The following is a 22,929-nucleotide window of genomic DNA, read 5'->3' as shown; positions in this document are numbered from 1 at the left end:
ACTGCGCGACGGTATTGATCCTACAAGTCACAGAGAAGTTTCATGCATTTAGCTGATCTGTGCATCCCGCAGCGCCTCGCCCACCAATGCCAGGGCACTGTCCAGGTTGGGCTGCCCGTGGAAGGTGTTGCTCAACCGCAGATGCTGGTGGTGCAGGCCGCACACGCTGAACAGCTCACCGGGCGCCATGACGACCTGCCTCGCCAGCAGGTAGTGGAAAGCCTTGCGCATGTCCACCGCCCGGGTGACGCCCAACCAAAAGGTCGCCCCGCCCGCCGGCATTCGGTAAGTCACTAGATCACCCAAATGCTGGCCCAGCAGTTTGCTCATTTCGCCTGCCTGCTCAAGCAGCAGCCCGCGCAAGTGGTGCAGGTGCTGGTCGATTTTGCCGCTCAGGTACAAGCGTGCAATCGCGCGCTGGCGAATGGCGGACAGTCGGAACGAGCGCAGCAGGAACTGTCGCTGCAATTCAGCGCTCAAGTGCCGCGACAATGCGTAGCCAAACGGCGCCTCTGGGCCGAGTATTTTCTCGAAAGAGGCAAACACCACCAACCGCTCAGGGTTGACCAGGTCGCGCAGGGCAACCGGTGCCGGCTTGAATCCCAATTCGCCGCAGGTGTCGTTTTCCAATAGCCAGCAATCGTACCGATCGAGCAGTTGTGCCAGCTCCAGGCGGTCTTGAGGCTGCAAGGCAAAGGCGGACGGCAGGCTGAGCGACGACGAGAGCACGAGCAACTGCACCGACTCGGTACGCAGCATCCCTTCGAGCAAGGCCAGTTCCAGGCGGCCATCGTTGCCCCAGGGCAGCTCAAGGATACGCACCCCGGCATCCTGCAGCAGGCGCAGGATTGACCACTCGCAGGGCGATTCGACCACCACCGAGGCGCCGCGCAAGCCCAATACCTCGATAAGGATGTCGAGCACACCGCGCACGTCTGCGCCGATGTACACGTCATCAGCCTGCCAGCAGCGCGTCGGTGATGAGGTGTAGCGAGCCGCCAGTGCCGCCCTCAGCTCCCACACCCCGCAAGGTTGCGACCAAGGCTGCAGATGCCCTGGATACTGACGCACCAACTCGCGCTCGAGGCGCAGCAAGGTGCCGTCCAGTGAGGCCAGCAAGGCCGGTTCATCGCCACTGAGCACGGTCATGCCAGGGCGCCGGGACGCCATATACAGGCGTTCAAGCAAATCCCCGCTGGGGCACGCCACTGGGCCAGCGGCAAGCGGCCAAGCGTAGTACCCCGACTTGGCCACCGAATACACCCGGCCCTCCTTTTCCAGCAGCGAATACGCATACTGGATGGTGGAGATCGACACGTTGAGTCGCTGGGACAACTGGCGCAGCGACGGCAGCTTTACGCGCGTATCCGTGCTGACTTCGTTAATCAGGTTGATCATGTAGCGATAAACCGCCTGATAAGCAAAATCAGCCTGCCGTGCGCCCCGCAGCGTCATCGTCCAGACAGCTGAAAGGCCATGCCATCACGGGCTTGAGACCTGTGCACCGGCGCATTGCGAGCACCGCCGGGGGCCAGGTTCATCGGCCGCTTGCGGTAAAGATGCTGGAGCAAAGGCAACGGCAACCCGCTGGCATCGGCGACCCATTGCTGCAGCATCTCGGCTGCCGGTTTGCCCTGCAAGACCTTGTGCAGTTCAGGCAATGCCACCAGCATGCCAGGGTGGCACTGACGCAAATAGCCTTCCAGCCGCTCGCCGTGATGAATGAAAGGCGAAAACAGCAGGCAGACCAGTTGGTTCTCGTCCAAACCGAAGAATTGCTGGGCAAGGCTGCTCGACAACGCCCGCTCCCCGCGATTGGCCACCTGGCTCACCAGCTCTTCGGGCACCCGCCGACGCCGCAGGTAATTGCGCGCCTGCTCGAGGAACTCCTCGACGCCCTCCTCGTAATGCAGCTCGCGCAGGCATTCGGCCTGCAAGCCGCGCAGGTGTGCCATCAACGGCGGGTTGGCAAAGCTTGGGTGGCTGAAGTGAAAGCCCAGCGGGTCTGGCCTATAAGCCATGAAATCGACGAGCAACGGTGCACTGGCGCGGTCGATGCCTTCGAGCAAGTCGGCAATACCGATATAGGCCAGGTGGCGATACCCACCCGTGCTGACGTCAGCCTTGGGCACATAGTGCTCGCCGTACAGGTCACGGTAGAAGTCGCCGCTCCACTCATCCATGCGCGTAAACAACCCGCCAAGCGAGGTCGGCTTACCCTTGGCAGCCTTGACGCTTTTGGCCTGGGCGGCTTTTTTCAGCCAGGCCAGCAGCTGGCTCTGTTTGCGTGCGGAATCGCCACTGACCAGTGCGTGCACGCCACCGTTCCAGGCGGTGACACGCTGATAGAAATCCCCCAGTGCCAGGTAGGCATCGTTGCACAGCGTGGCGCGCACATCGCCGGAGGTCAGATGCCCCACCATCAGCATGTTGCGCTGGTGAGCTTCACAGCCGCGGCTGGAGGCCGGGCGCTGATGGTTGAAGGGCAACACCTGTTCGTTTTCGACCATCAACAATTCGACCCGGTCGTCATCATGGAAAAACAGCCGGCTGTAACCGCGATGAATCGCCTCGAGTGTGTCTTGCGTCATACCCGCGTGGCGCAATGTCGCCACCCGCAGCTGGAAGGTCCTGGGCGCACGCGCGGCAATACTCAATTGTGCAGCACGCAGTAACGCCAAGGTGTAGCTGCTGACTTCACCACCGCCATGGGCCACCAGCACTTTGTAATCGCCCACTTGTTCCATGCCGCCAGCGGCCACGACAATACGCTGAATCAACAATTGAAGTGCAGTGCGCTCCGCGCGTGTGAAATACCCAACCAAGCGTTGTTGAACTTGCTGGTAAACATAATTCATGGCCTGCTCGTGAATAGCGCTCATAGTTCTACTACCTGAGTTGAAATATCAGTTCAAAACAACTACCGAGCGTAGTTGCCCGATCTATTGCATGGGTAAGAACGTTGCCTGTGGTGCAGTGTGTGCGACAGATAAACACTAGCACCCGGTTACAAATCGATAAGTGCTGCTCAGGCGGCTCTTCTCCCAGCATCTCTGGGGCGAAAGCGCCGTACCACAGCATCCTGGCGATTGGCAGCAATGCTCCTAGGAATATTCAGACAGGCTCCTACAACGCTTTAACCTTGAATTCAAAGATCTATCTGACAAATAAAACTTGTCAAACTTAAATCTCCAGTCATGCATCGTTTGAAATCCGCCCTTGGAGTGCCAATCGCCTCGCGTCCTGGCAGAGGCTGCGCCACTCGTAGTTGCAGGAAGTACCCGCTGATGAATCCGAAAATCATTCATTACTCAGTCCTTGAGTTGAAAGTGAAGTGCCAATTATCAGGGCTGAAATAATGATTAACAGATACAGAAGCTGGCCGAAAAGCAGTTCAGATAATGACGTGGGCAAATGCGCAGGGCACAGACACAACAACGCCGCGCTGATTTCAGGGCGGCGGCGGGGAAAAGGGCATCGTTTGCGGGACCGGACGGCCGTGGCGCGTTTCAGACAACGCGCGGATTCAACCCTGTCATATGGCGCATTTGCCCCATGCGCCCAGGGTTAGCAAAACTCATTTACGAATCTTCCTACACCTCAAACAGCCTCAACCTGCAACGCAACACGCTCGCGGCACGGGCATTCATCCATGTAACGGTGCGCTTCTACAAACTGGCTGAAGGCGAACACGGTGGTTTTCAGTGGCACCAGCACGCGGTCGGCCGTCAGTTGGTTGATGTCACGCAATGCGCGTTGCAAGGCGACGTGGTCCTGAATGATGCCCAGTTCCGGCTTGCCGGTGAAGTTACCGATACAGTGCACAAAGAACTGGATGTTCTTCTGGAACGCTGCACAGGCCGGGAACGGCGTCTGGTTGCCGCCTTGCAAACCGTAGAGCACCAGGCTGCCACGGGGCGCCAGCACATCACCGAGCAACGACATCTGCGGACCGCCCAAGCCGTCGAACACCACATCCACGCCGCGGTTATCGGTGAACTTGTTGATTTGCATCAGCAGGTCCTGCTCTTCGGTGACGATGACCTTCTCGGCCCCCAGCGACAGCAGGTACTCACGCTCGGCGCTGTCCTTGGTGGCGGCGATCACCCGAACACCCAGCGCCTTGCCCAGTTGCACAAACGAAGGGCCGGCACAGTGGCTGGCGTCAGTCACCAGGGCAAACTGGCCGGGTTTGACCCGCGCAAGATCCATATAGGCAAAGTAGGCGATCAACAGCGGCGTGTAATGCACGCTGGCTTCAATCGGGCTCAGCACATCCGGATAAAGGGTCAATGCCGAGCGCGGCAATACGATTTGCTCGCCATATACCGGGTAATCATTGGGGCTTTCGGCCGGAAAACTGGCGACTTTATCGCCTACCGCCAAGTCATCCACGCCCTCACCGAGGGCCACCACCACACCGGCCATCTCATGGCCAAGGCCGGACGGCAAACGTGCATGGGAGGACGCCAGGTTCTGGCGCCACAGAATGTCATACCAGCTGATGCCAATCGCTTCGACACGCACCTGCACTTCGCCCGGTGCGGGCTGTGCGGCTGCATGCTCTTCGCATTTGAGCACCTCGGCCGGACCAAACTTGTGAAAACGGATCGTGCGGGACATCGCAAACCTCGTCAAAGTAACCTCTAATGCCATGAACTCTATCTGGGCTTTCCGGGTAAGGCCACCGGTCGCCATTAATAGTCGACATGTCTGTCATTGATTCCGCAAGTGAGGCATTCACCCCAAGTATCGTAGGAAAACTCAATTATCCGGTGCAGAGTACCAGCCTTTCCCCGTAAGATTCATGCCGGTCATTGTTTACATGTGGCCGCTCACGTCAAGTTTGCTGACTCTTCCAGGACACAAGATGAACCGTAACGACCTGCGTCGTGTCGACCTTAACCTCTTGATCGTATTCGAAACCTTGATGCATGAGCGCAGTGTGACCCGCGCTGCCGAGAAATTGTTCCTTGGCCAGCCGGCCATCAGCGCGGCGTTGTCGCGCCTGCGCGGGCTGTTCGATGATCCGCTGTTCGTGCGCACCGGGCGCAGCATGGAGCCGACGGCGCGCGCCGTGGAAATCTTCGCCCTGCTCTCCCCGGCCCTGGACTCGATCTCCACCGCCGTGAGCCGCGCCGCCGAATTCGACCCCGCCACCAGCACCGCCGTGTTCCGTATCGGCCTGTCCGACGACGTCGAATTCGCCCTGCTGCCGCAACTGCTCAAACGCCTGCGCGCCGAAGCGCCAGGCATCGTGCTGGTGGTGCGCCGCGTCAACTACATCCTGATGCCTGGCCTGCTCGCCTCCGGGGAAATTTCCATCGGCGTGAGCTACACCGCCGACCTGCCGGCCAACGCCAAACGCAAAGTGCTGCGCCGCAGCCTGCCGAAACTGCTGCGCGCCGACAGCGTGCCCGGCGCCCTGAGCCTCGACGACTTCTGCGCCCGCCCCCACGCCCTCGTGTCCTTCGCAGGCGACCTGAGCGGGTTTATCGACGAAGAGCTGGAAAAACTCGATCGCAAACGCCACGTGGTATTGGCCGTACCGCAGTTCAACGGGCTGGGCACATTGCTGGCGGGCACCGACATCCTCGCCACCGTGCCGGACTACGCCGCCGAGGCATTGACCGCAGCGGGCGGGTTGCGCGCCGAAGACCCACCGTTGCCGGTGCGCACGTTTGAGTTGCACATGGCGTGGCGTGGGTCGCAGGATAATGATCCGGGGGAGCGGTGGTTGAGGTCGAGGATTCAGATGTTTTTTGGCGCCCCTGAGAGCCTTTAGGCTTCGTCTGGCAGGCTGTTTAGCTGAGCATTTCTGGCTTTTCATGGGCATGGAGATCCATTCATTTGCAAGCCCGCCAGTCCCGTTGCCTCACCGAAATCGCCATCAATTTATTCTGGCCCAGCAAATACAACCGCGCCCCGTCAATAAATGGTTCAGGCACCTGATGTTCGATCTGTTCGGCGATTAACTGCGCGCGCAGCCTTTACTGCCAATGCGAAAACCTTGGAGCGCAGGTGCGACACCTTCGGCCAGACCGCATGCACATCAGCGTTACCGAAAAACGACTTGCGACACGAAGCAGACATTAGAGCAGGTAAATAAGCCCGTCGTTTTTCTTCCTTTGGCCTCGTTTTTTGCCAGCAGATTTCAGGTTGCTCACCGAGCACTCCGATAGAATCAGGCAATACTAAAATCGAATCAGGCATAGTTCCCACCCACTCTCCGCCCTAGCATAGCCTGACCTTATATATTCAGGAGTGCGCCCCATGCGTGCAGAAAAAACCATTTTTATCACGGGCGTTAGTAGCGGCTTTGGCCAGGCCCTGGCTAAGGAAGCTCTCGCTCAGGGCCATCGAGTGATCGGCACTGTTCGCAGCGAATCCTCTCTGGCAACGTTCCAGGCGCTCTTGCCTGAGAGAGCCCATGGCGTGGTGCTGGACGTTACCCACTTTAATGCCATCGACGCCGTCGTCGCCGCTATTGAGGGTCAGTATGGCCCGGTGGACGTGCTGGTTAACAACACGGGTTATGGCCACGAAGGGGTTTTCGAGGAGTCGTCGCTGGAGGAAATGCGCCGTCAGTTCGACGTCAATGTATTCGGCGCGGTGGCGATGACCAAGGCGTTTGTGCCCTTTTTTCGCCAGCGGCGGGCGGGACGTATCCTCAATATCACGTCCATGGGTGGCTATATCACCATGCCAGGTATTGCTTACTACTGCGGCAGCAAATTTGCCCTGGAGGGCATCTCTGATACGTTGAACAAAGAGCTTGCGCCCTTCAATATTTTTGTAACGGCCGTGGCGCCGGGGTCTTTCCGAACGGACTGGGCAGGTCGTTCGATGCAGCGTACGCCGCGCAGCATCAGTGACTACGATGCGACTTTCGACCCGGTGCGAAAAGCCCGTGAGGAAAAAAGCGGCCTTCAACTGGGCGACCCGCAGAAAGCCGCACGCGCCATGATGACTATTATCACCAGCCCTAATCCGCCGGCTCAACTGCTGCTGGGCAGCGACGCCCTGGCTCTGGTGCGTGACAAGCTGCAGCGGACGGCGGAGAGTATTGAGCAATGGGAAGCGCTGAGCTGTTCCACGGACGGCTGAGCATAAAAGTGGAGAACGTACAATCGATGCCGAAATCCAAGGACCCGAGCACTGCGCGTATGGTGCAGTTGATGGGCCAGCTTGCACCGCTGGAGGGTTACAACCTGAGTCCGCTGGATGATGTGCGTTTTCTGCGTTCCAACCGGCCGCTGAAGCGCACCCCGGTTCTATATGAGCCGGGCATCGTCATCCTCTGTCAGGGGCAGAAACGCGGCTATCTGGGTGATGAAATTTACATCTATGACGCCCAGCATTATCTGGTGGTGTCAGTGCCAGTGCCTTTTACAATGGAGACCGACGCTAGCGAGGCGGAGCCAATGCTGGCGGTGTACATACGTCTGGATTTCAATCTGGCCGGCGAGCTGATTCAGCAGGTAGATGAGGTATGGAACATCCGCGTGGCTCAGCCTATGGGTATGTACGCCTCGCCCATGGACGAACCGCTGCGCCAGTCGACCCTGCGTTTTCTGGAAGTCATGGGCGACTGCACCGACGCGCAAATCCTCGGACCAGCGATGTTGCGCGAACTCTACTACCGCATTCTCACTGGCGAACAAGGCGGTACCCTACGCGCGGCTATCGCCCAGCAGGGTCAGTTCGGCAAGGTGACGCGCGCCATTCACAAAATCCACCGCTGTTACCACGAGCATCTGGATGTAGAAATCCTCGCCCAGGAAGCGCAGATGAGCGTGCCTAACTTCCATCTGCATTTTCGCAAGGTGACCGATTCCTCGCCTATGCAGTACCTCAAGTCGACGCGGTTGCATCAAGCGCGATTACTGATGCTGCGTAACGACCTGACAGCGGCCAAGTCGGCATTTCTGGTGGGTTATGAAAGTGCTTCGCAATTTAGCCGCGATTTCAAGCGCCTCTTCGGACGCACGCCAATAGCGGAGGTGGCGCGGATGAAGCAGGCTTATACGTTGCCGGCACCGACAACCCCGTCGCCCTTCGTGTCATCACACTGAGTTTCAAACAATCCTGTCTTGCCCGTCGCCAGTAGGCGTGGGAACGTGCGGATGGCGTGCCTGCCGACACAACGGGCGAGTGAAGTGTCACATCTGCTGCCGCATAGATAAACACCCATCCAGGATTTGTATATTCAGGGGCCTATCAGAAAAGCTATCGCTCTACGGCGATGCATTTGATCTCCACGAGAAGGCCGGGGCGAGCCAGTTCACCGACACCTATGCATGTCCATGCACAAGTACTCCGAGGAAAGACTTTATCCTTCACGCGTCTAAAAATTGGCATGTGGCGGTGCATATCGACGTGATAAGTTGTCATTTCGACGACATCTTCAAATTCGCACCCGCCGGCTTCCAAGACGAGCCGGAGATTGTCCCAAGCTGCCAAAAACTGCTGCTCTGGGTCTTCGATAACTGATAATTCCGGCGTCCGGCCTACCTGACCAGCGCAGTAAAGAGTCTTTCCTACCTTTACAGCTGGTGCATAACCAGCATGCTCGCAGAGCAATCTCATGCCATCTGGAACAATGATCTGACGATCAGTCATGGTTGTGGAGCCCAAAATATAAACGGATACGAAAGCTAACTCACGTGCCAGAACGGCGTCCAATCGGGTCACTGGGACTCAGCCTCATAAAACCGCATTCGCCACTCTAGAAACCCCGGCCAGTAAGCGAACGACAGACCACTAATAAATAAAGACGCGCATTGGCGTAGCTGCTTTCTCGATAGAAATACTAGCCCCGCGGCGAAAGAGCTATCGAGATCCGCCCGTTTAACGCCCTTACTCTGAAATTGACTTGTCGAGAAGGTGGCTCTCGACTGAAGAGGACTTGCGACGGCGAAAAATCCGTACGCCAGGCGACCGTAGCGGTGCTCTAACAATCTCAATCGGTAACCAGGTGAGGGTTATCGGGGAAAGAGCCACTGCGGTAGCGAACGCATTCAATCCCTCTTTGCAGATCACATCAGAAGAGAATTCGCTTTCCTCGCCATTGAAAGTACACACGATTCGCTCATCAAAGGACTTTGAGTAGGGCCGTCTACCCTCCTCATTTCCGCAGGTGTGTTTGATAATCTCACTGCTATCCAGAATGTTTCGATCAGGGAAGTTGAAGTCCGCAATATCCAAGCCACTGGCTCGCGTACCTGGCACTGATCGGCCCGGTCTGCTGAAAGAACCGTCGGCGTTCCTTCGCCATGGCAACAATTGAAGCAGCGCTCGCATCTCCGGCCGGCATGACAGGTTTGTGGTCGATTCCGATAACAGATGAGCGCGGGTTGTATCCGGCTCCTGCACAGGTGATCTGGACTGAGCCTGCAATTGGGATTGGAAATCTGCACTATGGGTCGTTGCCCGCTTCTTGTTTTCTGAAGTCGGTAACACTGATGAAGCTGGCGGTACCGCAGATATATAGGTCATGGGGACGCCTCATATCAGGTCTGGTGTCATGAGTCTCGCCAGCATTCCTGGCGTGGCTGTTCAGTTTTTGCGCCATCAGATCCCGCTGAACCAGTTGTATCCCTGGTCTTCCCAATACCCGCCCGGGTTGTCGTTGCTCACGAAAATCTCGACAACATGCTTGGGGTTTTTGAAGCCCAATTTGGTGGGTACTCGAACCCGCAGCGGATAGCCGTACTCGGGCGGCAACGCGACATCAGCGTAATCCAGCGCCAGCAGTGTCTGTGGGTGCAAGGCCGTCGGCATGTCCAGACTGGAGTAATAGCGATCAGCACATTTGAAACCGACGAATTTCGCTGTGGTATCGGCACCGATGTGTTCCAGAAAGGTTTTGAGCGGTACACCTCCCCATTGTCCTATGGCGCTCCAACCTTCAACACAGATCAAACGGGTGATATCGCTACGTTGCGGCAGTTTGCGCAAGCTTTCGAGTGTCCATGGAGCCTTGTCCCTGACCCGGCCGGAGACGGCGAGCGAGTAACTGGCGAGGTCCACTTCAGGGATATCGTCCTGGCCATAGAATGCGTTGAACGGAAATGGCGTAGTGATCTGCGCGCGGGTGAAGGTCGGCGCCAGTTTCTGTCCGCTGAACAGCCATGCCTGGACCCTATCGTTCCAGCGCGACATGGCCCAAAGGACCTTGTCAACCTGATCGCCGTCCTGCAGGTTGCAGCCGGTCAGCATCGACATCGCACCCACGGTCAAGCCGGCACGAAGGAAATGCCGGCGCTGGATATTCTCCAACTCAAGCTGTTGCGCAGGTTCAAGCCTGACGCGCTGAACAGTTCCTTTTCTGGATTCAGTCATGGCCATTTCTCCTGATATCAAGCGACCGCACCCCACCTGAAATCATTGGCAGCAGGGTTTTGGGTACCAGCATTACCAACCCAAGATGAATCACGACGAATGCAGCAATTACCGCCATCGCCGCAAAATGTACGTAGCGAGCGACGTCATAGCCGCCCAGTAGCGCGACCAGCTCTTGAAGTTGAATGGGTTTCCAGATCGCCACACCCGAAATGACGACGAGTGCGCCTGCTGCCAGCACCATCCAGTACATCAGGCGCTGCACAGCGTTATAGACACCCTTTTCATGCACGAGCCGGAAGCGCAAAGCGTCCGTAAAATCACGCTTCAATGCGACAAGCCCAATGGGCAGCAACTCACGTTTGAAATGGCGACTGACGACGCCATACAGCACATAGATTGCTCCGTTGATCAGCAGCAGCCACATGAATGCAAAGTGCCAGGCCAGCGCCCCACCCAACCACCCGCCCACGGTTACCGACACTGGAAACCTGAAGCCGAACAGTGGCGAGGCGTTGTAAATGGCCCAACCGCTCATGAACATGCAGACCATGCAGGCGGCGTTGAGCCAGTGGGTGAGGCGAACCGGCCAGGGATGAAGCTTTTTCTGTCTCACGTGTTTCCCCCTCGAAACCAGCCATGTAGCGGAGCGTTGCCAAGCGGCAGCGCCCCTGCCTTTTCAGGTGATTACATCGGTGGCTGGAAGCCATCCTTGCCAACTGCAATGCCGCGCGCGGTGGTTCCATCTGCGGCGGGGAACACGACAATTTTCGTACCTTTGACCAGTTCATCGGCTTTGCCTGGCTCGACGTAGGCAATTGGCACATCGTCCGGTACGACGATTTGTTTCTCGCCACCCTTGTAGTTGACGGTCAATGTGCGGCCGTCAGCTTTGGACAGTTTCCCCACTGTACCGTTGGTCATGGTGCCTGTGCTGCCATCCGCGTTCTGCCAGCCATAATGACCTTCGCCGCTGCCCTTCAGGCTGGCGTCAAAAACCGTCACCTCCAGCGCCTTCAATGTTCCGTTGGCCTGCGGGATGGCCGCCGAGCCAATGAAGCTGTCGGATTTGATCGATTCGATATTGGCCTTCGATACCCGGTTGATACCGGTCTTGTCAGTCAGTCCGATAGTCTGCTGGGCGCCGGAGCGGACAGTGAATGTCAGCGTATTGTTGCTGACGCTTTCCACCGTGCCACGCAGCGGTTTGATCACCGGCATGTCAGCCGCGGTAGCAATGACGGCAGCACTGAGCATCAACAAACCGAATGTGGTAGACAAGGCGTTTTTTAGTTGCATGGTGACGATTCCTCATGGGGTGATGTGCCGCCATCCTCGACCGCAGACCGGGACGTCACGATGACCGCCGAATGACATTTTTGTCATTCGTCAGCCCTGCCCATGAATGACAGAAATGTAACCGACTGCGCCCGCTCATCCCGTTACACTGCACAGCCGAGATACCGATGTCGCGGGCTGAATCCTGTCATGAAGAGACCCGAGCGCGCCTCACGATGCATATCCTGCTAATCGAAGATGACACCAAAACAGGTGAGTACCTCAAAAAGGGGCTCGGCGAGTCCGGTTACAACGTCGACTGGACCCAGCACGGCGCCGACGGCCTGCACATGGCCTTGCATACGACCTACGATCTGATCGTGCTGGACGTGATGTTGCCCGGGATTGACGGGTTTCAGATCATCGAGCTTTTGCGCGCCAGACAAGACGTCCCCGTGCTGTTCCTGACCGCGCGCGACCAGTTGCAGGACCGCATTCGCGGCCTGGAACTGGGCGCCGATGACTACTTGGTCAAACCTTTTTCGTTTACTGAACTGCTGTTACGCATCCGCACCATCTTGCGTCGTGGTGTCGTGCGCGAAGCCGACCATTTCCACCTCGCCGACCTCGAGCTGGATCTGGTCCGGCGCCGCGTTACACGCCAGCAGCAGGTGATCGTGCTGACCAACAAGGAGTTCGCCCTGCTGCATCTATTTCTGCGCCGGGCAGGCGATGTGCTGTCCAGGACACAGATCGCTTCGGAAGTCTGGGACATGAATTTTGACAGCGATACCAACGTGGTGGACGTAGCGGTCAAGCGCCTGCGCAGCAAGGTCGATCAGCCCTACCCTATCAAGCTGATCCATACCATTCGCGGTATCGGCTATGTCTGCGAGGTGAGGCCATGCGGTCCCGACGCCAACCCTCTCTGACCCTGCGATCGACCGTGGCGTTTTCCATGGTAGCGATGCTGGCCGTGGCCGGTGCAGGCGTTTATCTGTATCAGACGATGAAAGCCTCGGTATTGGTGTACAGCGATCATGCGGTCATGGGCCGCCTGGAACATTTTCGCAAGCTGCTGCACTACGAGCTCGCCATCGAAAAGCTGCGCGACAGCCCGCAGATTTTCAAGAACATGCTCGACAGCGAAGACGACATCTTCATCATTGAAGAGCCCGGACAGCAACCGGTAATCCAGGTAAATCCACTGAACGTCACGTTGCCTGAACTGCCCGTGATCGGCCAGGATACAAAGCTGAGCGTCAGTGACCTGCGTAGCGGCGTGACCGACTCGGGAACAATGCTGCGCGCCGCCTCCGTCGTCACGACGTCGGGGGGACGTGAAGTGCGCCTGACCGCCGCGCACCTCATGGGCAAGGAAATGGCTATGCTCGCGGCGTATCGCGAACGTATCTACCTGGCCGTTGCCCTTGCGTTTCTGGCCACCGCGTTGCTGGGTTACCTGGTACTGCGTCGAGGGCTGCGTCCGTTACGCAAGATGGCCGCGCATGCGGCAGCGATAACACCCGAGCGTCTGCACAGCCGTATGGACAGCTCCGATACGCCGGTTGAACTGCAACAGCTGAGTGACGCCTATAACGCGATGCTCGATCGTCTTGCCCGGGGTTATCAACGATTGACGCAATTTTCCGCTGACCTTGCCCATGAAATCCGCACGCCAGTGGGGTCGCTGATGGGGCATTGCCAGGTCGCCCTTCGCCAGCGCCGCAGCGAGGATGACTATCAGGCACTGATCGCTTCGAACCTTGAAGAGCTCGAACGGATCTCGCGCATCGTCGAAAGCATTCTGTTCCTTGCGCGCGCCGATGAAGCGCACGCACTGGTGGAGCGCCAGCAACTATCGCTGCATGACGAATCGCAGCGCATTGCCGACTATTTTGAAGGCTTGGCTGAAGAGCGGCGAATGACCGTACAGATAACAGGCGATGGAAACGTGCTCGCTGACCCTTTGCTGCTGCGCAGAGCCTTGAGCAACCTGGTGGCAAACGCCGTTCGCTATGCCTACGAGGGCACCGAGATTCAGATCCGGGTGATGGAAACCCCCGGCGGAGCCCGCATTGAAGTGAAGAACCAAGGGCCTGTGCTGAGTGATGAAACCGTGGGCAAACTCTTCGACCGCTTTTACCGCGGCGATGCGTCTCGCCACCAGAACTCTGACTCCTACGGCCTTGGCCTCGCCATCGTCGTGGCAATCATGCAACTGCATGAAGGTCACGTGCGTGTCGAACAGCCAAAGCCCGGGGTTATCTGTTTTTCGCTGTCATTCCCTGGAGCTTGAACGACGTCGGCGGACAGTGCTTGTCGTTCGCTGCCCCCAACTGAAACTCATGCGCGCAGGTCAACTGTCTGAGGGCTTGCCCAGGCTCTGGTGCTCGACCGGCGCATACTTTTCTTCGCCAGCAACGGGTACCCAGTCCTTCAAAGGTGTAAGAAAGTGCAGTTCAAAACGACGTGACAAGAACGCCCATCTTCCGTCCCGACGTTCAAACCTGTCGTGGTACAGCCCGCTGACTTGCACCGGGCCTTTTTCAATGTCGTGAAACAGGCAATCCGCAGCCACCGTACCCACCGCGCTGTCACCCTTAATATCGATCAGCGGGTTGGCCATCCAGTGATGCATATGTGGCATCTGGCGCCAGCTGTTTTGCGCCATCGCGAGGATTTCGTCACGGTTTCCGGCTTGGCCAAAACCCGGTAGATCCAGTGTTGATTCTTCGTGCCAGATACCGCTCAGGAGCGAGGCGTCGATGCGGTCGAAGGCATTGGCGTAGGCGTTTATCAGCGACTCGATGGCGGCGCGACTTTCCAGGGCGTCCAGTCGGGCGGTCAGTTGTTCCATGTTCATGATGGGGTTTCCTGCTGAGGCTTCGCATAAGCGACGAAGGCAGCCCTCCGCGAGGGCTGCGCTACGGTTGAGCACGTGTTCAGATCTGCGACAGGCCGCCGTCGACCATCAGCTCCACACCGTTGACATATTTCGCATCGGCAGATGCAAGGAACAGCGCCGACGAGGCGATTTCTTCAGGTTGGGCCATATACCCCAGCGGAGTGATCTGCTCGACGTGTTGGCGCAGCGCGGCAATGTCGCTCTCGCTCATCTTCAAGCCGTTATCCATCAGAGGCGTGCGGGTGAAGCCAGGGCTCAGGACATTCGCTCGAATCTTGCGACCTTTGAGTTCGTTGGCCCAAGTCCTGGCGAAGGACCGTACTGCGGCCTTGGATGCGTTGTAGAGGCTCAGTCCTTCCATCCCATTGCTGGAACAGATAGAGGCCGTCAACACGATCGACGCACCGTTTTTCAACAATGGCATCAACGTTTGAACGGTAAAAAAAACCCCCTTCACGTTAATGTCGAACATGTTGAAATAAGCCGCCTCGGTGGTCTCGCCCAGCGGGTTCTTTTCGCAAATACCCGCGTTGGCAAACACTGAGTCCAGCTGATCGTCGCGCGCCTCAATTGTAGCTTTGAGTTTATCGAGATCAGCCTGGCTGGCGACATCGGAAATGACCGCTACGACTCTGTCGCCTAGCTTCGCCACCGCCGCCTCCAGCGTGGCTGCAGAACGACCCGTGATGTAAACACGCTTGGCTCCCTCGGCAATCAAACCTTGCGCAATTGCAAACCCGATCCCTGTGGATGCCCCGGTGACGACTGCAACCTGATTAGCGAATTTGCCTGACATATCTGACTCCTCAGTCTCGATTGTGTGGCTCGACTGGAACCACAGTGCGGCCATTTTGAGAGGAGTCAGGGGCTGAGCGGCACTGCCATAAATGAACATTGGCCGTTCATTTATGTGAGGCGTAAGGGAAGGTTTGATCGTTTAGATTGGAGTCAGCTGATTCAGAGCATGACCTGCAATCGAGAATATTCTGGAACCGAAGGGTTCCAGGAAGGAGACCTTATGCCTAAGACAAAAGTCGCCCCCCCGGAACCGCGGCGTTGGTTGATGTTCACCATCTTGTTGGTCGGTGCATTTTTACCGCCGCTGGATTTTTTCATCGTCAACGTAGCGCTGCCTTCAATTCAGCAATCGCTAGGCACGGCCTCCTCCGCCGAACAGTTGATCATCTCCTCGTATGCGGCGCTTTATGCCGTGACACTGATTACCGGTGGACGGCTGGGTGACATCTATGGCCGCATGAGAATGTTCTTCGTTGGTCTGGTTGGCTTTGCCGTTGCCTCACTGATCTGCGGTGTAGCCGAGTCACCCTGGGTGTTGATCGCCGGACGTTCGCTGCAAGGCGTGACGGCAGCCATCATGGCACCTCAGGCACTCGCATCAGTGCAGGCGATATTCCCCGACTCCGAAAAGCCCTTGGCACTGAGCCTGTATGGCGCGGTCTTTGGTCTGGCTTCGGTAGTCGGCCAGGCACTTGGCGGAATATTGATATCGCTCAACCTGATGAACCTGGGCTGGCGGGCGATATTTCTGGTGAATTTACCGATTGCGTTACTGGTCATCCTTGTCGCCATTCCAGTGGTCAAGGAAACCCACGCACCACAGACAAGCAAGCTGGATCTGGGCGGAACGCTATTGTCGATGGTGACGCTTGCGGCTCTGATCATTCCTCTGATCGAGGGGCGTGAATCGGGTTGGCCTTTGTGGGCCTGGCTGTCGCTTGCAGCGGTGCCGCTGCTGGCCTGGCTGTTCTGGCGCTACGAAGCCCGCCTGCATCAAGCGCAAGGTGCTCCGTTACTGAATCCTGCCGCACTGCGCGCGCCCGGTCTTGCCCGGGCACTGCTCGTCGCCCTCACCTTTTACGCGATCGGCGTGTTTTTCCTGCTGCTTTCCATTTATCTACAGGGAGCGCTGCACACGAGCCCACTCAATGCAGGCCTCGTCTTCCTTCCTTTCGGCGCGGGATTTTTGCTGGGACCGCTTTCCACCCCTCAGTTCAGGCGTTTTCTGGGGGCATACGTCAATCCCGTCGGAATGGGGCTTGAAGTGTTGGGATTTGTGCTCTTGGCCTGGCTCGTGGCGCACACGCCGATGTCCGCCAGCCCCGCTGCGCTGCCCCTTGCCGTCATTCTGTTTCTGATCGGTTTCGGACAAGGATTAGCCCTTCCGACATTGATGCGCATGATCACAGGACGTGTGGCACCCGCATACTCCGGCATGATTGCAGGCATTACCAGCTCCACCCTGCAAATCAGCACGTCACTGAGCGTGGCAATAATAGGCGGCATTTTCTACACCCTTCTAGGCACGGATACGGACGCGGCTGCCATCACCCACGCTTTCACCGTCTCCATACTCTGCATCGCAGCATGCCTGGCGGTAGGCGCGGGATTGAGCCTTACCCTGACGCGCCAACCTGCTACTGATCCGCAAACGGCGGCCATGCACCCAGCAGAGTGAGTCAACCGCATGCCTGATTGCCGATCATGATGGAAGCAAGATCGGCAAGAGCACGAAGGCTGTCCATCTGGCGCATGTCCTGGTGGTAGCCCATCCATATGTCGCGACCCGGTGGCGGCTCGTGCGGATCAATCAACCGCAGCGCCGTTAATTGGTCACCCAAGGCGCGGGGCAATACGGCAACGCCCTGCCCCTGCGTGCACATTTGCGCCTGGACTGTGCGGCTGCTACTGGTGAACAAGGTACGCGCCAGAGGGTAACGCTGCTGCAGCCACTGCACATCGGGATAATGAGACTGGGCAACACTCATGGTAATCAAACCAACCCCCTCGCCCTGTGGCTCGGGATCAGCAGATCCGACGGCCGTGTATAACCCATAGCTCAGGGAGATCAGCTTGCGGTGAACAATATCGGGTTCGGTGAAAGGGACGATTCGAAACGCGATATCGGCGTCGCGACGAGCCAGGTCAAACAATCGATGCCCGGCGATAACCTCAGGCACAATCAGAGGGTAACGTCGCCCCAGTTCACTGAGGACGGGGGCCAGCACATAACAGGCAAACCAGTCAGCGCAAGAAATGCGCAACACACCTTCTGGCTGGGCGCTGTCGCCCGCCAGGCGCCTTTCGATGGCCAACGCACTCTGCTCCATTTCCTGCGCTAGGCTGAGCAGCTTCTCTCCGCTGTCGGTCAGTACCAAACCTTGGGTGGTACGCAGGAAAATGGGCTGGCCACTGGACTGCTCAAGCACCTGCAAGCGCCGCCCCACGGTCGGATGGCTAACACCCAACAGCTTGGCAGCAGCGCCCAATGACCCACTGCGGGCAATCGCGAGAAAGATCCGCACATCACTCCAGTCCATACTCTACCCCGTACAAAAATGAACAGTGAGAGTGCAGTAATGGCAGTGCCGTAGCAATCCCAGGCTCGACATACTTCTCTGCATACACCTTCGTCGAAACACCAACCGAGGGACTGCAAATGAAGATTGGCTTTATCGGTGTGGGAAGCATGACCAGAGCGATCATTCCGTTGCTCATCCGGGCCGGCCATCACGTATCGGCATGGAACCGTAGTCACGCTGCGATTATGGATCTCGAAGGAGTAAGCGTTCTCGAATCCCCGTCCTCGGCCTTTCAGCAAGAGGTCGTCATCAGCCTGCTGGCCGATGATGCCGCCGTCAGGGAAGTGCTGCTGTCCAGCGCTGCTCTGGAAAATGCAGACAAGGCCTGCGTGCATGTCGTGATGTCGACTTTGTCGCCTTCACTCATGGTCGAGTTGCAGGGCATGCATGATGCAATCGGCATGGCATTGGTCGCGGCACCGGTTTTCGGCGTGCCCGCCGCGGCCGCGAGCGGCGAGTTGAACATCCTGGCGGCCGGATCGCAGCTAGCTGTCTCGACGGTTCAACCGCTGTTTGACCTGCTCGGGAAAAAAACCTGGTATCTGGGCGATCAGCCTGAACACGCGTGTATCGCGAAAATCGCCGGCAACATGATGATCACTCAAGCCATCCAGTCGCTGGGCGAAGCAAGCGGACTCGTTCAACGCCACGGACTGACACCTTCGATTTTCGTCAACCTCATGACCCAGACCCTGTTCGCCTGCCCCAGTTATCAACGGTATGGGCAGAACATCGCCAACAACAGCTTTGAACCGGGTTTCAAACTGTCTCTTGGCCTCAAGGATATAAATCTGGCTATTGATGCGGGCCGTCTCAAGGACCTGGAACTGCCTGCTGCGGATGCAGTGCGATCGAAAATGACGTCGGCAGTTGCCCGGGGAGACGGGCACAAGGACTGGTCGGTCTTCGCTACGCAGACACTTACCCAATCAGCCGATCATGCCCAGCAACCCTGGCGAAGCGCACCGATAAAACGTACGCGGCGTGGCAACTTCTGGGTGACCGGCGCCCGTGTTACCCAGAACGGTAAAAATTTCCAGAAGGGTCCGATGTACGTAGCCTGGGAATCCCCTGAGCACATCACTCAAGCCTATCCCGTGGTGCTGGTGCACGGCGGCACGCTGCAGGGCACCGAATGGCTGGATACACCCGATGGTCGCCCGGGATGGGCGCAGCGGTTCCTCGAAGCGGGCTTCGTAGTCTTTCGCGTCGACAGACCCGGCCACGGGCGATCGCCGTATCACCCCGACATCATGGGACCGATGGGGCCAGCGTTCTCCTATGAACGCGCCCGCGAAGTTTACTTTCCAGAGGGAGGTGGAGAAACGCAGTGGCCGTTTGAGTCGGATGACGAAGCAGCGTTTGACGCCTTCATTGCAGCTTACGGCCCCATGCCGGCTGACCTTGCGGCCTCGCAGACCCTGGACGCGGACCGACTGGCCGAACTGCTCGACAGAATCGGTAAGGCCATCATCGTTACGCATTCCGCTTCCGGGCCCAGTGGCTGGTTGGTCGCCGATCGTCGACCCGACCTGATCGCAGGGATTGTGGCAGTGGAGCCTATGGGGCCGGTATTTGGCCATACGCCGGGTATAGGCAGCCTCGAATGGGGACTGACCGCCGCCCCTTTGACCTTTGATCCCCCTCGCGAGACGGCGGAGCAAGTCCGCACAGCAGAACCATCGACCCTGAAAATTCCCGGATTGCAGGGCGTTCCGGTAGCGCTGATGACAGGTGAGACATCAGCGTTTGCTTCTTACGCATCCAGCATTGTCCCTTTCCTGCGAAATGCCGGTGCCAACATTCACCACCTGGATCTACCGGCACTGGGTATTCACGGCAACGGCCACGGATTGATCTATGAACGCAATTCAGACTCGGCTTTCAAGGTAGTCATGCAGTGGCTGGAGGAATCGTTGAACATGCCCGATCCCGCGTAAAGCGCCTGCTCAGGTTCTCCGTCCAATCATGGAAGGACCAAGGAAGGGTACAGACAAGCCCCTTAGAACAACTGCCACGAGGTTATCCATGGACAATTCCGACATCACGCGTCAACTCTCGGCATTCAGACAAACCATCGACAATATCGACGCCGCGCTCATCCACATGCTTGCTGAACAGTTCCGCTGTACTGATGAGGTCGGCTTGCTTAAAGCCCGACATCAATTGCCAGCGGTGGACAAGAAGAGAGAGCAGCATCAATACGAACGTCTGACAGCCCTCGCCCAGGAGGCCAACCTCGATACGGCCTTCGTCCAGAAGCTGATGCAGTTTGTCATCGGTGAAGTGGTCGACCGCCACAGACAATTTGCGGCCAGGCATAACCCAGGACTCTGCGAGGGCGCTGTCCTCAAACCTGAAAACACCGCCGTCTAACCCGCCGCCTCCCCTCACTAGACGCCCGGGAATTGCTGATAGATCGCAGACAACTCGATAGAGAAGCGACTGAATAAGCCCCTTTCTCCGACCGATTCCTGAAAGGCAATTAGACTATCAAGACGAGCAGAACCGCATGAAATGGCCAATGATCGATCAGATTCGCAGTTTCACTGTTTTACCCTCTGGCTACACATGGGATTACCTGAAACGCGAGGAGATCGATGTAGCGATAATTTTTTTCCAGACGTGGTTTCCCTCCATTACGGTGGGGTTAGGGAGCCCTTTTCTGAACCAGCAATTTTATGAAGACAACGTGGTGCTCGAAGACGATCTGGAGCGGGCGATGTTCGCTATAGTGGTCCGCCGAAATCATGAAATCGTCGCGATAGCAACGTGGGAAAAAATTGACGGCGCTGATGTCATCTTCGGGCGAGTGGGCGCGGTAGCCAAACATCATAGACAAACCAAACTGGCCGTAGCTGCCCAAGACCTCGGAGAAAAAATGGGAAGGTTCATGGGAGCGGGCTTGATCTATGGTATGGCGACAACCAGCGCTCCGTATATGCAACAAGCACTGGAGCATGCGGGTTACAAAGCCGTAGGAATAATGCCTGGCTTCGACCAAGAGGAAGCAGAGCCAGGAATCGTGCGCAGGGTGTACGAAGTTATCTACGCAAAGCAACTCGCACCCCACTCCAATTTTCTGATTCCGTCAGTGCACAACCTTACACCTACCGTCGCTCGGCTATATGCAGAAATATTTCACGAAACAATCAAAATTGACTGAGAGGCAAACATAAAAACCAGCATGTTTCAGATCAAATAAAGATCCCCGCTCACGCTTATTGCGTTGCTCGGGAGCGCCGCTTTAGCTTGCGTGCCAAAAGAACGCGAAGGCGCACCGAATACCAGGTACTGCCATACTGGAGTCAGTCGCAGGTCACAATTCAAGATCACTCGCACACTCAATGCGATTGGGGGCAAAACTGGGGGCATATTTGATATTTTTCCGCCTGAAAATATCGTCCTAGAGCCAAGTCAAAATGTTTTTTGGCGACCCTGATAGCCTTTAGGCGTTGCCCGAGCAAGCTGAGCATCTATTTCTTTCTGCTTTTCCACAAACCAGGGAAATCCATACCACTTCCAGTGGATGACCAGGTTCGGGTCACATCCGGAGGCTTGCCTTGAATGATTTGAAAAAGATGCCTCCAGTCTTAGCTCCAGCATTTCCTTCAATTGCGGCGTAAAAGCGTATTCGGCGCCACACCAAACGCCTTGCGAAACGCATGGCTGAAATGAGAAAAGTCAGAAAACCCGAAGTCCAGCGCCGCCTCGGACACACTGCGTACCTGGCCGCGTTCAATCGCCTCACGGCTGGCATTCAGGCGCTCTTTCCAGATCTCTGCAACGGGGGTTTTCTGGTAGCGTGCGAAGGCTCGCGTAACAGTTCGGGTGGACACGTTGTGGGCCTTGGCGATGGCTTCAATCGACAGGTCCGGCTCCGTGAGGTGTCGTTGGATGTACTTCATAATGCGGCCGTATAGGTCCATCTCCTGGTGGCTCGTCTTCAGGTCCTGGAGTTCCAGGCTGATCACAAGCAGGTCCAGCAAAGCACTTGAGTAACGCGTGGAGATGCGCTCATCCTGCAACGACGCTGGCGTGCTCGCGGCCTGATGCAACATTTCGCGTAACGGAACTACACCAGGGCGACGGTCGTCTAGGACCATTGCGGTGAACTCCGCAATACGCGGCAAACGCTCGGTGAGCAACGCTCGCGGAATACGGATCAAGTGGTTTTCGGTACCACCCAGGCTGAAGCGAAACGCTTGAGTTGCGTCATAAAGAAACAAATCACCCATTGCCAGGCTGGCTTTTCTGGCACCTTGTTCTATTTGGCCGTGGCCATTTCGAGCGAAACCCAACCATAAATCCTCGGCCGGACCGCTGCGCAGGTGCTGCTCGGAACGCTCCCAGTGATGCATCGGCGATGACAGCGAACAGATGTCCAGCTCGCCGACCGTATTGATGGCGAGCGCGCCATCAAAGCTGCTCTGGGACAAGGGTTTGCTATCGGCCGCCAGGCAATGCCGGCAGACCACTTCTTTCCAATAATCAAACCGACGTGCTGCGGGAACGGCAAGGGTCGAATACTGAGCGCTCGGATTCATGACACTGACCTCGACAACGATGCAACAGGCGCTTGAGAAGTTGAAACGTGCGGCCCATTTTCAGGCATGCACAGCAAATAACAGGCCAAGCACAGTGGCAGGCCTGCGCAGGTGCGCTGCCTTGTAATGTCAATCGCGACTTTCGCCATGCCCGGGAGGCTGTCGCGCTCCACGGCCCTCACCATTTAAGGGCACAGCACCTCACCCCAGCGGCTCAGGTGCACCAGCGCGGGCCACGGGTGAATGTCGGTTTCAGCGTTGTCTTTGCCAACCAAGCGATTGTCTCGCCGAACAAAGCGCCGCCTCATCACCCAGCCTAATTTCCACCTCACAGCAGCTCATACCCCGCTGATGAGGCACGCCATGCACCAACACTCTTCACAACGACAGGCTGACTCCCTTTGGCTTCTGCAAAGGCGCGACCTCGCGCCTGAAGCGTCGGCTTATTGGTTGATTGAATGGGGGGCCATGA

At 57.4% G+C, this 22,929-nt stretch carries 20 protein-coding genes; 9 read left to right on the top strand and 11 right to left on the bottom strand.

All coding sequences use genetic code 11. The annotated features are described in order from the left end of the window. Positions 1–48 precede the first annotated feature (48 nt). From ASE80_RS16995 to ASE80_RS16985, 3 genes are all read right to left on the bottom strand, one after another. Positions 49–1,455, bottom strand: a complete 1,407-nt coding sequence (locus tag ASE80_RS16995) for an aminotransferase-like domain-containing protein (protein WP_056859952.1) — start codon at positions 1,453–1,455, stop codon at positions 49–51. Next, a complete protein-coding gene (locus tag ASE80_RS16990; protein ID WP_056859951.1) occupies positions 1,452–2,882 on the bottom strand; it encodes a hypothetical protein in 1,431 nt (476 codons plus the stop codon). The genes ASE80_RS16995 and ASE80_RS16990 overlap by 4 nt, the downstream gene beginning before the upstream one ends. A gap of 718 nt (positions 2,883–3,600) precedes the next feature. Continuing rightward, positions 3,601–4,623 (bottom strand): zinc-dependent alcohol dehydrogenase family protein, encoded by a 1,023-nt coding sequence (locus ASE80_RS16985; RefSeq protein WP_056859950.1) that lies wholly within the window; start codon positions 4,621–4,623, stop codon positions 3,601–3,603. 247 nt (positions 4,624–4,870) lie between these two features. On the opposite strand from ASE80_RS16985, the gene ASE80_RS16980 reads away from it, so the two are divergent. The 3 genes from ASE80_RS16980 (at position 4,871) to ASE80_RS16970 (ending at position 8,075) form a co-directional block, all read left to right on the top strand. Further along, complete coding sequence (locus tag ASE80_RS16980; RefSeq protein WP_056859949.1) at positions 4,871–5,785, top strand: LysR family transcriptional regulator; 915 nt, start codon at positions 4,871–4,873, stop codon at positions 5,783–5,785. A gap of 488 nt (positions 5,786–6,273) precedes the next feature. Then, the gene (locus tag ASE80_RS16975) at positions 6,274–7,107 is read left to right on the top strand and encodes an oxidoreductase (protein ID WP_056859948.1); all 834 of its coding nucleotides are present in this window, start codon (positions 6,274–6,276) and stop codon (positions 7,105–7,107) included. A 26-nt stretch (positions 7,108–7,133) separates the two neighbouring features. Further along, positions 7,134–8,075 carry an AraC family transcriptional regulator gene (locus ASE80_RS16970; RefSeq protein ID WP_056859947.1) on the top strand — a complete coding sequence of 314 codons (942 nt, stop codon included), beginning with the start codon at positions 7,134–7,136 and terminating at the stop codon, positions 8,073–8,075. 154 nt (positions 8,076–8,229) lie between these two features. On the opposite strand, the gene ASE80_RS16965 is transcribed toward ASE80_RS16970, so the two are convergent. From ASE80_RS16965 to ASE80_RS16950, 4 genes are all read right to left on the bottom strand, one after another. Further along, on the bottom strand, positions 8,230–8,622 hold the full coding sequence (locus tag ASE80_RS16965; RefSeq protein ID WP_056860328.1) for a RidA family protein: 393 nt from the start codon (positions 8,620–8,622) through the stop codon (positions 8,230–8,232). 951 nt (positions 8,623–9,573) lie between these two features. Continuing rightward, positions 9,574–10,344, bottom strand: a complete 771-nt coding sequence (locus ASE80_RS16960; RefSeq protein WP_056859946.1) for a molybdopterin-dependent oxidoreductase — start codon at positions 10,342–10,344, stop codon at positions 9,574–9,576. Further along, positions 10,337–10,960, bottom strand: a complete 624-nt coding sequence (locus ASE80_RS16955) for a cytochrome b/b6 domain-containing protein (protein WP_056859945.1) — start codon at positions 10,958–10,960, stop codon at positions 10,337–10,339. The genes ASE80_RS16960 and ASE80_RS16955 overlap by 8 nt, the downstream gene beginning before the upstream one ends. Before the next feature lie 71 nt (positions 10,961–11,031). Further along, the gene (locus tag ASE80_RS16950; RefSeq protein WP_056859944.1) at positions 11,032–11,643 is read right to left on the bottom strand and encodes a hypothetical protein; all 612 of its coding nucleotides are present in this window, start codon (positions 11,641–11,643) and stop codon (positions 11,032–11,034) included. A gap of 215 nt (positions 11,644–11,858) precedes the next feature. On the opposite strand from ASE80_RS16950, the gene ASE80_RS16945 reads away from it, so the two are divergent. Both ASE80_RS16945 and ASE80_RS16940 read left to right on the top strand, forming a co-directional pair. Continuing rightward, positions 11,859–12,554 (top strand): heavy metal response regulator transcription factor, encoded by a 696-nt coding sequence (locus ASE80_RS16945; RefSeq protein WP_056859943.1) that lies wholly within the window; start codon positions 11,859–11,861, stop codon positions 12,552–12,554. Further along, positions 12,527–13,921, top strand: a complete 1,395-nt coding sequence (locus ASE80_RS16940) for a heavy metal sensor histidine kinase (RefSeq protein ID WP_056859942.1) — start codon at positions 12,527–12,529, stop codon at positions 13,919–13,921. The genes ASE80_RS16945 and ASE80_RS16940 overlap by 28 nt, the downstream gene beginning before the upstream one ends. 60 nt (positions 13,922–13,981) lie before the next feature. Here the strand turns inward: ASE80_RS16940 and ASE80_RS16935 are convergent, their stop codons facing one another. Then, complete coding sequence (locus ASE80_RS16935) at positions 13,982–14,482, bottom strand: nuclear transport factor 2 family protein (protein ID WP_056860327.1); 501 nt, start codon at positions 14,480–14,482, stop codon at positions 13,982–13,984. 85 nt (positions 14,483–14,567) lie between these two features. Next, positions 14,568–15,326: an SDR family oxidoreductase gene (locus ASE80_RS16930; protein ID WP_056860326.1), complete on the bottom strand. Its 759-nt coding sequence runs from the start codon at positions 15,324–15,326 to the stop codon at positions 14,568–14,570. A gap of 222 nt (positions 15,327–15,548) precedes the next feature. Between ASE80_RS16930 and ASE80_RS16925 the strand changes: the two genes are divergently transcribed. Beyond that, positions 15,549–17,006 (top strand): MFS transporter, encoded by a 1,458-nt coding sequence (locus ASE80_RS16925; RefSeq protein ID WP_056859941.1) that lies wholly within the window; start codon positions 15,549–15,551, stop codon positions 17,004–17,006. A gap of 1 nt (position 17,007) precedes the next feature. On the opposite strand, the gene ASE80_RS16920 is transcribed toward ASE80_RS16925, so the two are convergent. Further along, positions 17,008–17,868, bottom strand: coding sequence for a LysR family transcriptional regulator (locus ASE80_RS16920; RefSeq protein ID WP_056859940.1), 861 nt, complete (start codon positions 17,866–17,868; stop codon positions 17,008–17,010). A gap of 119 nt (positions 17,869–17,987) precedes the next feature. On the opposite strand from ASE80_RS16920, the gene ASE80_RS31460 reads away from it, so the two are divergent. The 3 genes from ASE80_RS31460 to ASE80_RS16900 all read left to right on the top strand — a co-directional run bounded on the left by ASE80_RS31460 (position 17,988) and on the right by ASE80_RS16900 (position 21,076). After that, positions 17,988–19,850: an NAD(P)-binding domain-containing protein gene (locus ASE80_RS31460; protein ID WP_236708843.1), complete on the top strand. Its 1,863-nt coding sequence runs from the start codon at positions 17,988–17,990 to the stop codon at positions 19,848–19,850. Between the two features lie 88 nt (positions 19,851–19,938). Next, a complete protein-coding gene (locus ASE80_RS16905) occupies positions 19,939–20,286 on the top strand; it encodes a chorismate mutase (RefSeq protein ID WP_056859939.1) in 348 nt (115 codons plus the stop codon). A 136-nt stretch (positions 20,287–20,422) separates the two neighbouring features. Then, positions 20,423–21,076: a hypothetical protein gene (locus ASE80_RS16900; RefSeq protein ID WP_156376417.1), complete on the top strand. Its 654-nt coding sequence runs from the start codon at positions 20,423–20,425 to the stop codon at positions 21,074–21,076. A 445-nt stretch (positions 21,077–21,521) separates the two neighbouring features. On the opposite strand, the gene ASE80_RS16895 is transcribed toward ASE80_RS16900, so the two are convergent. Beyond that, positions 21,522–22,457, bottom strand: coding sequence for a helix-turn-helix domain-containing protein (locus ASE80_RS16895; RefSeq protein WP_056859937.1), 936 nt, complete (start codon positions 22,455–22,457; stop codon positions 21,522–21,524). Positions 22,458–22,929: the final 472 nt, after the last annotated feature.

It is taken from the genome of Pseudomonas sp. Leaf15 (genome assembly GCF_001421425.1).
Classification (GTDB): Bacteria; Pseudomonadota; Gammaproteobacteria; order Pseudomonadales; family Pseudomonadaceae; genus Aquipseudomonas; species Aquipseudomonas salomonii.
The sequence above is the reverse complement of the archived record's forward strand: the minus strand, read 5'-3'. Positions and strand labels throughout refer to the sequence as shown.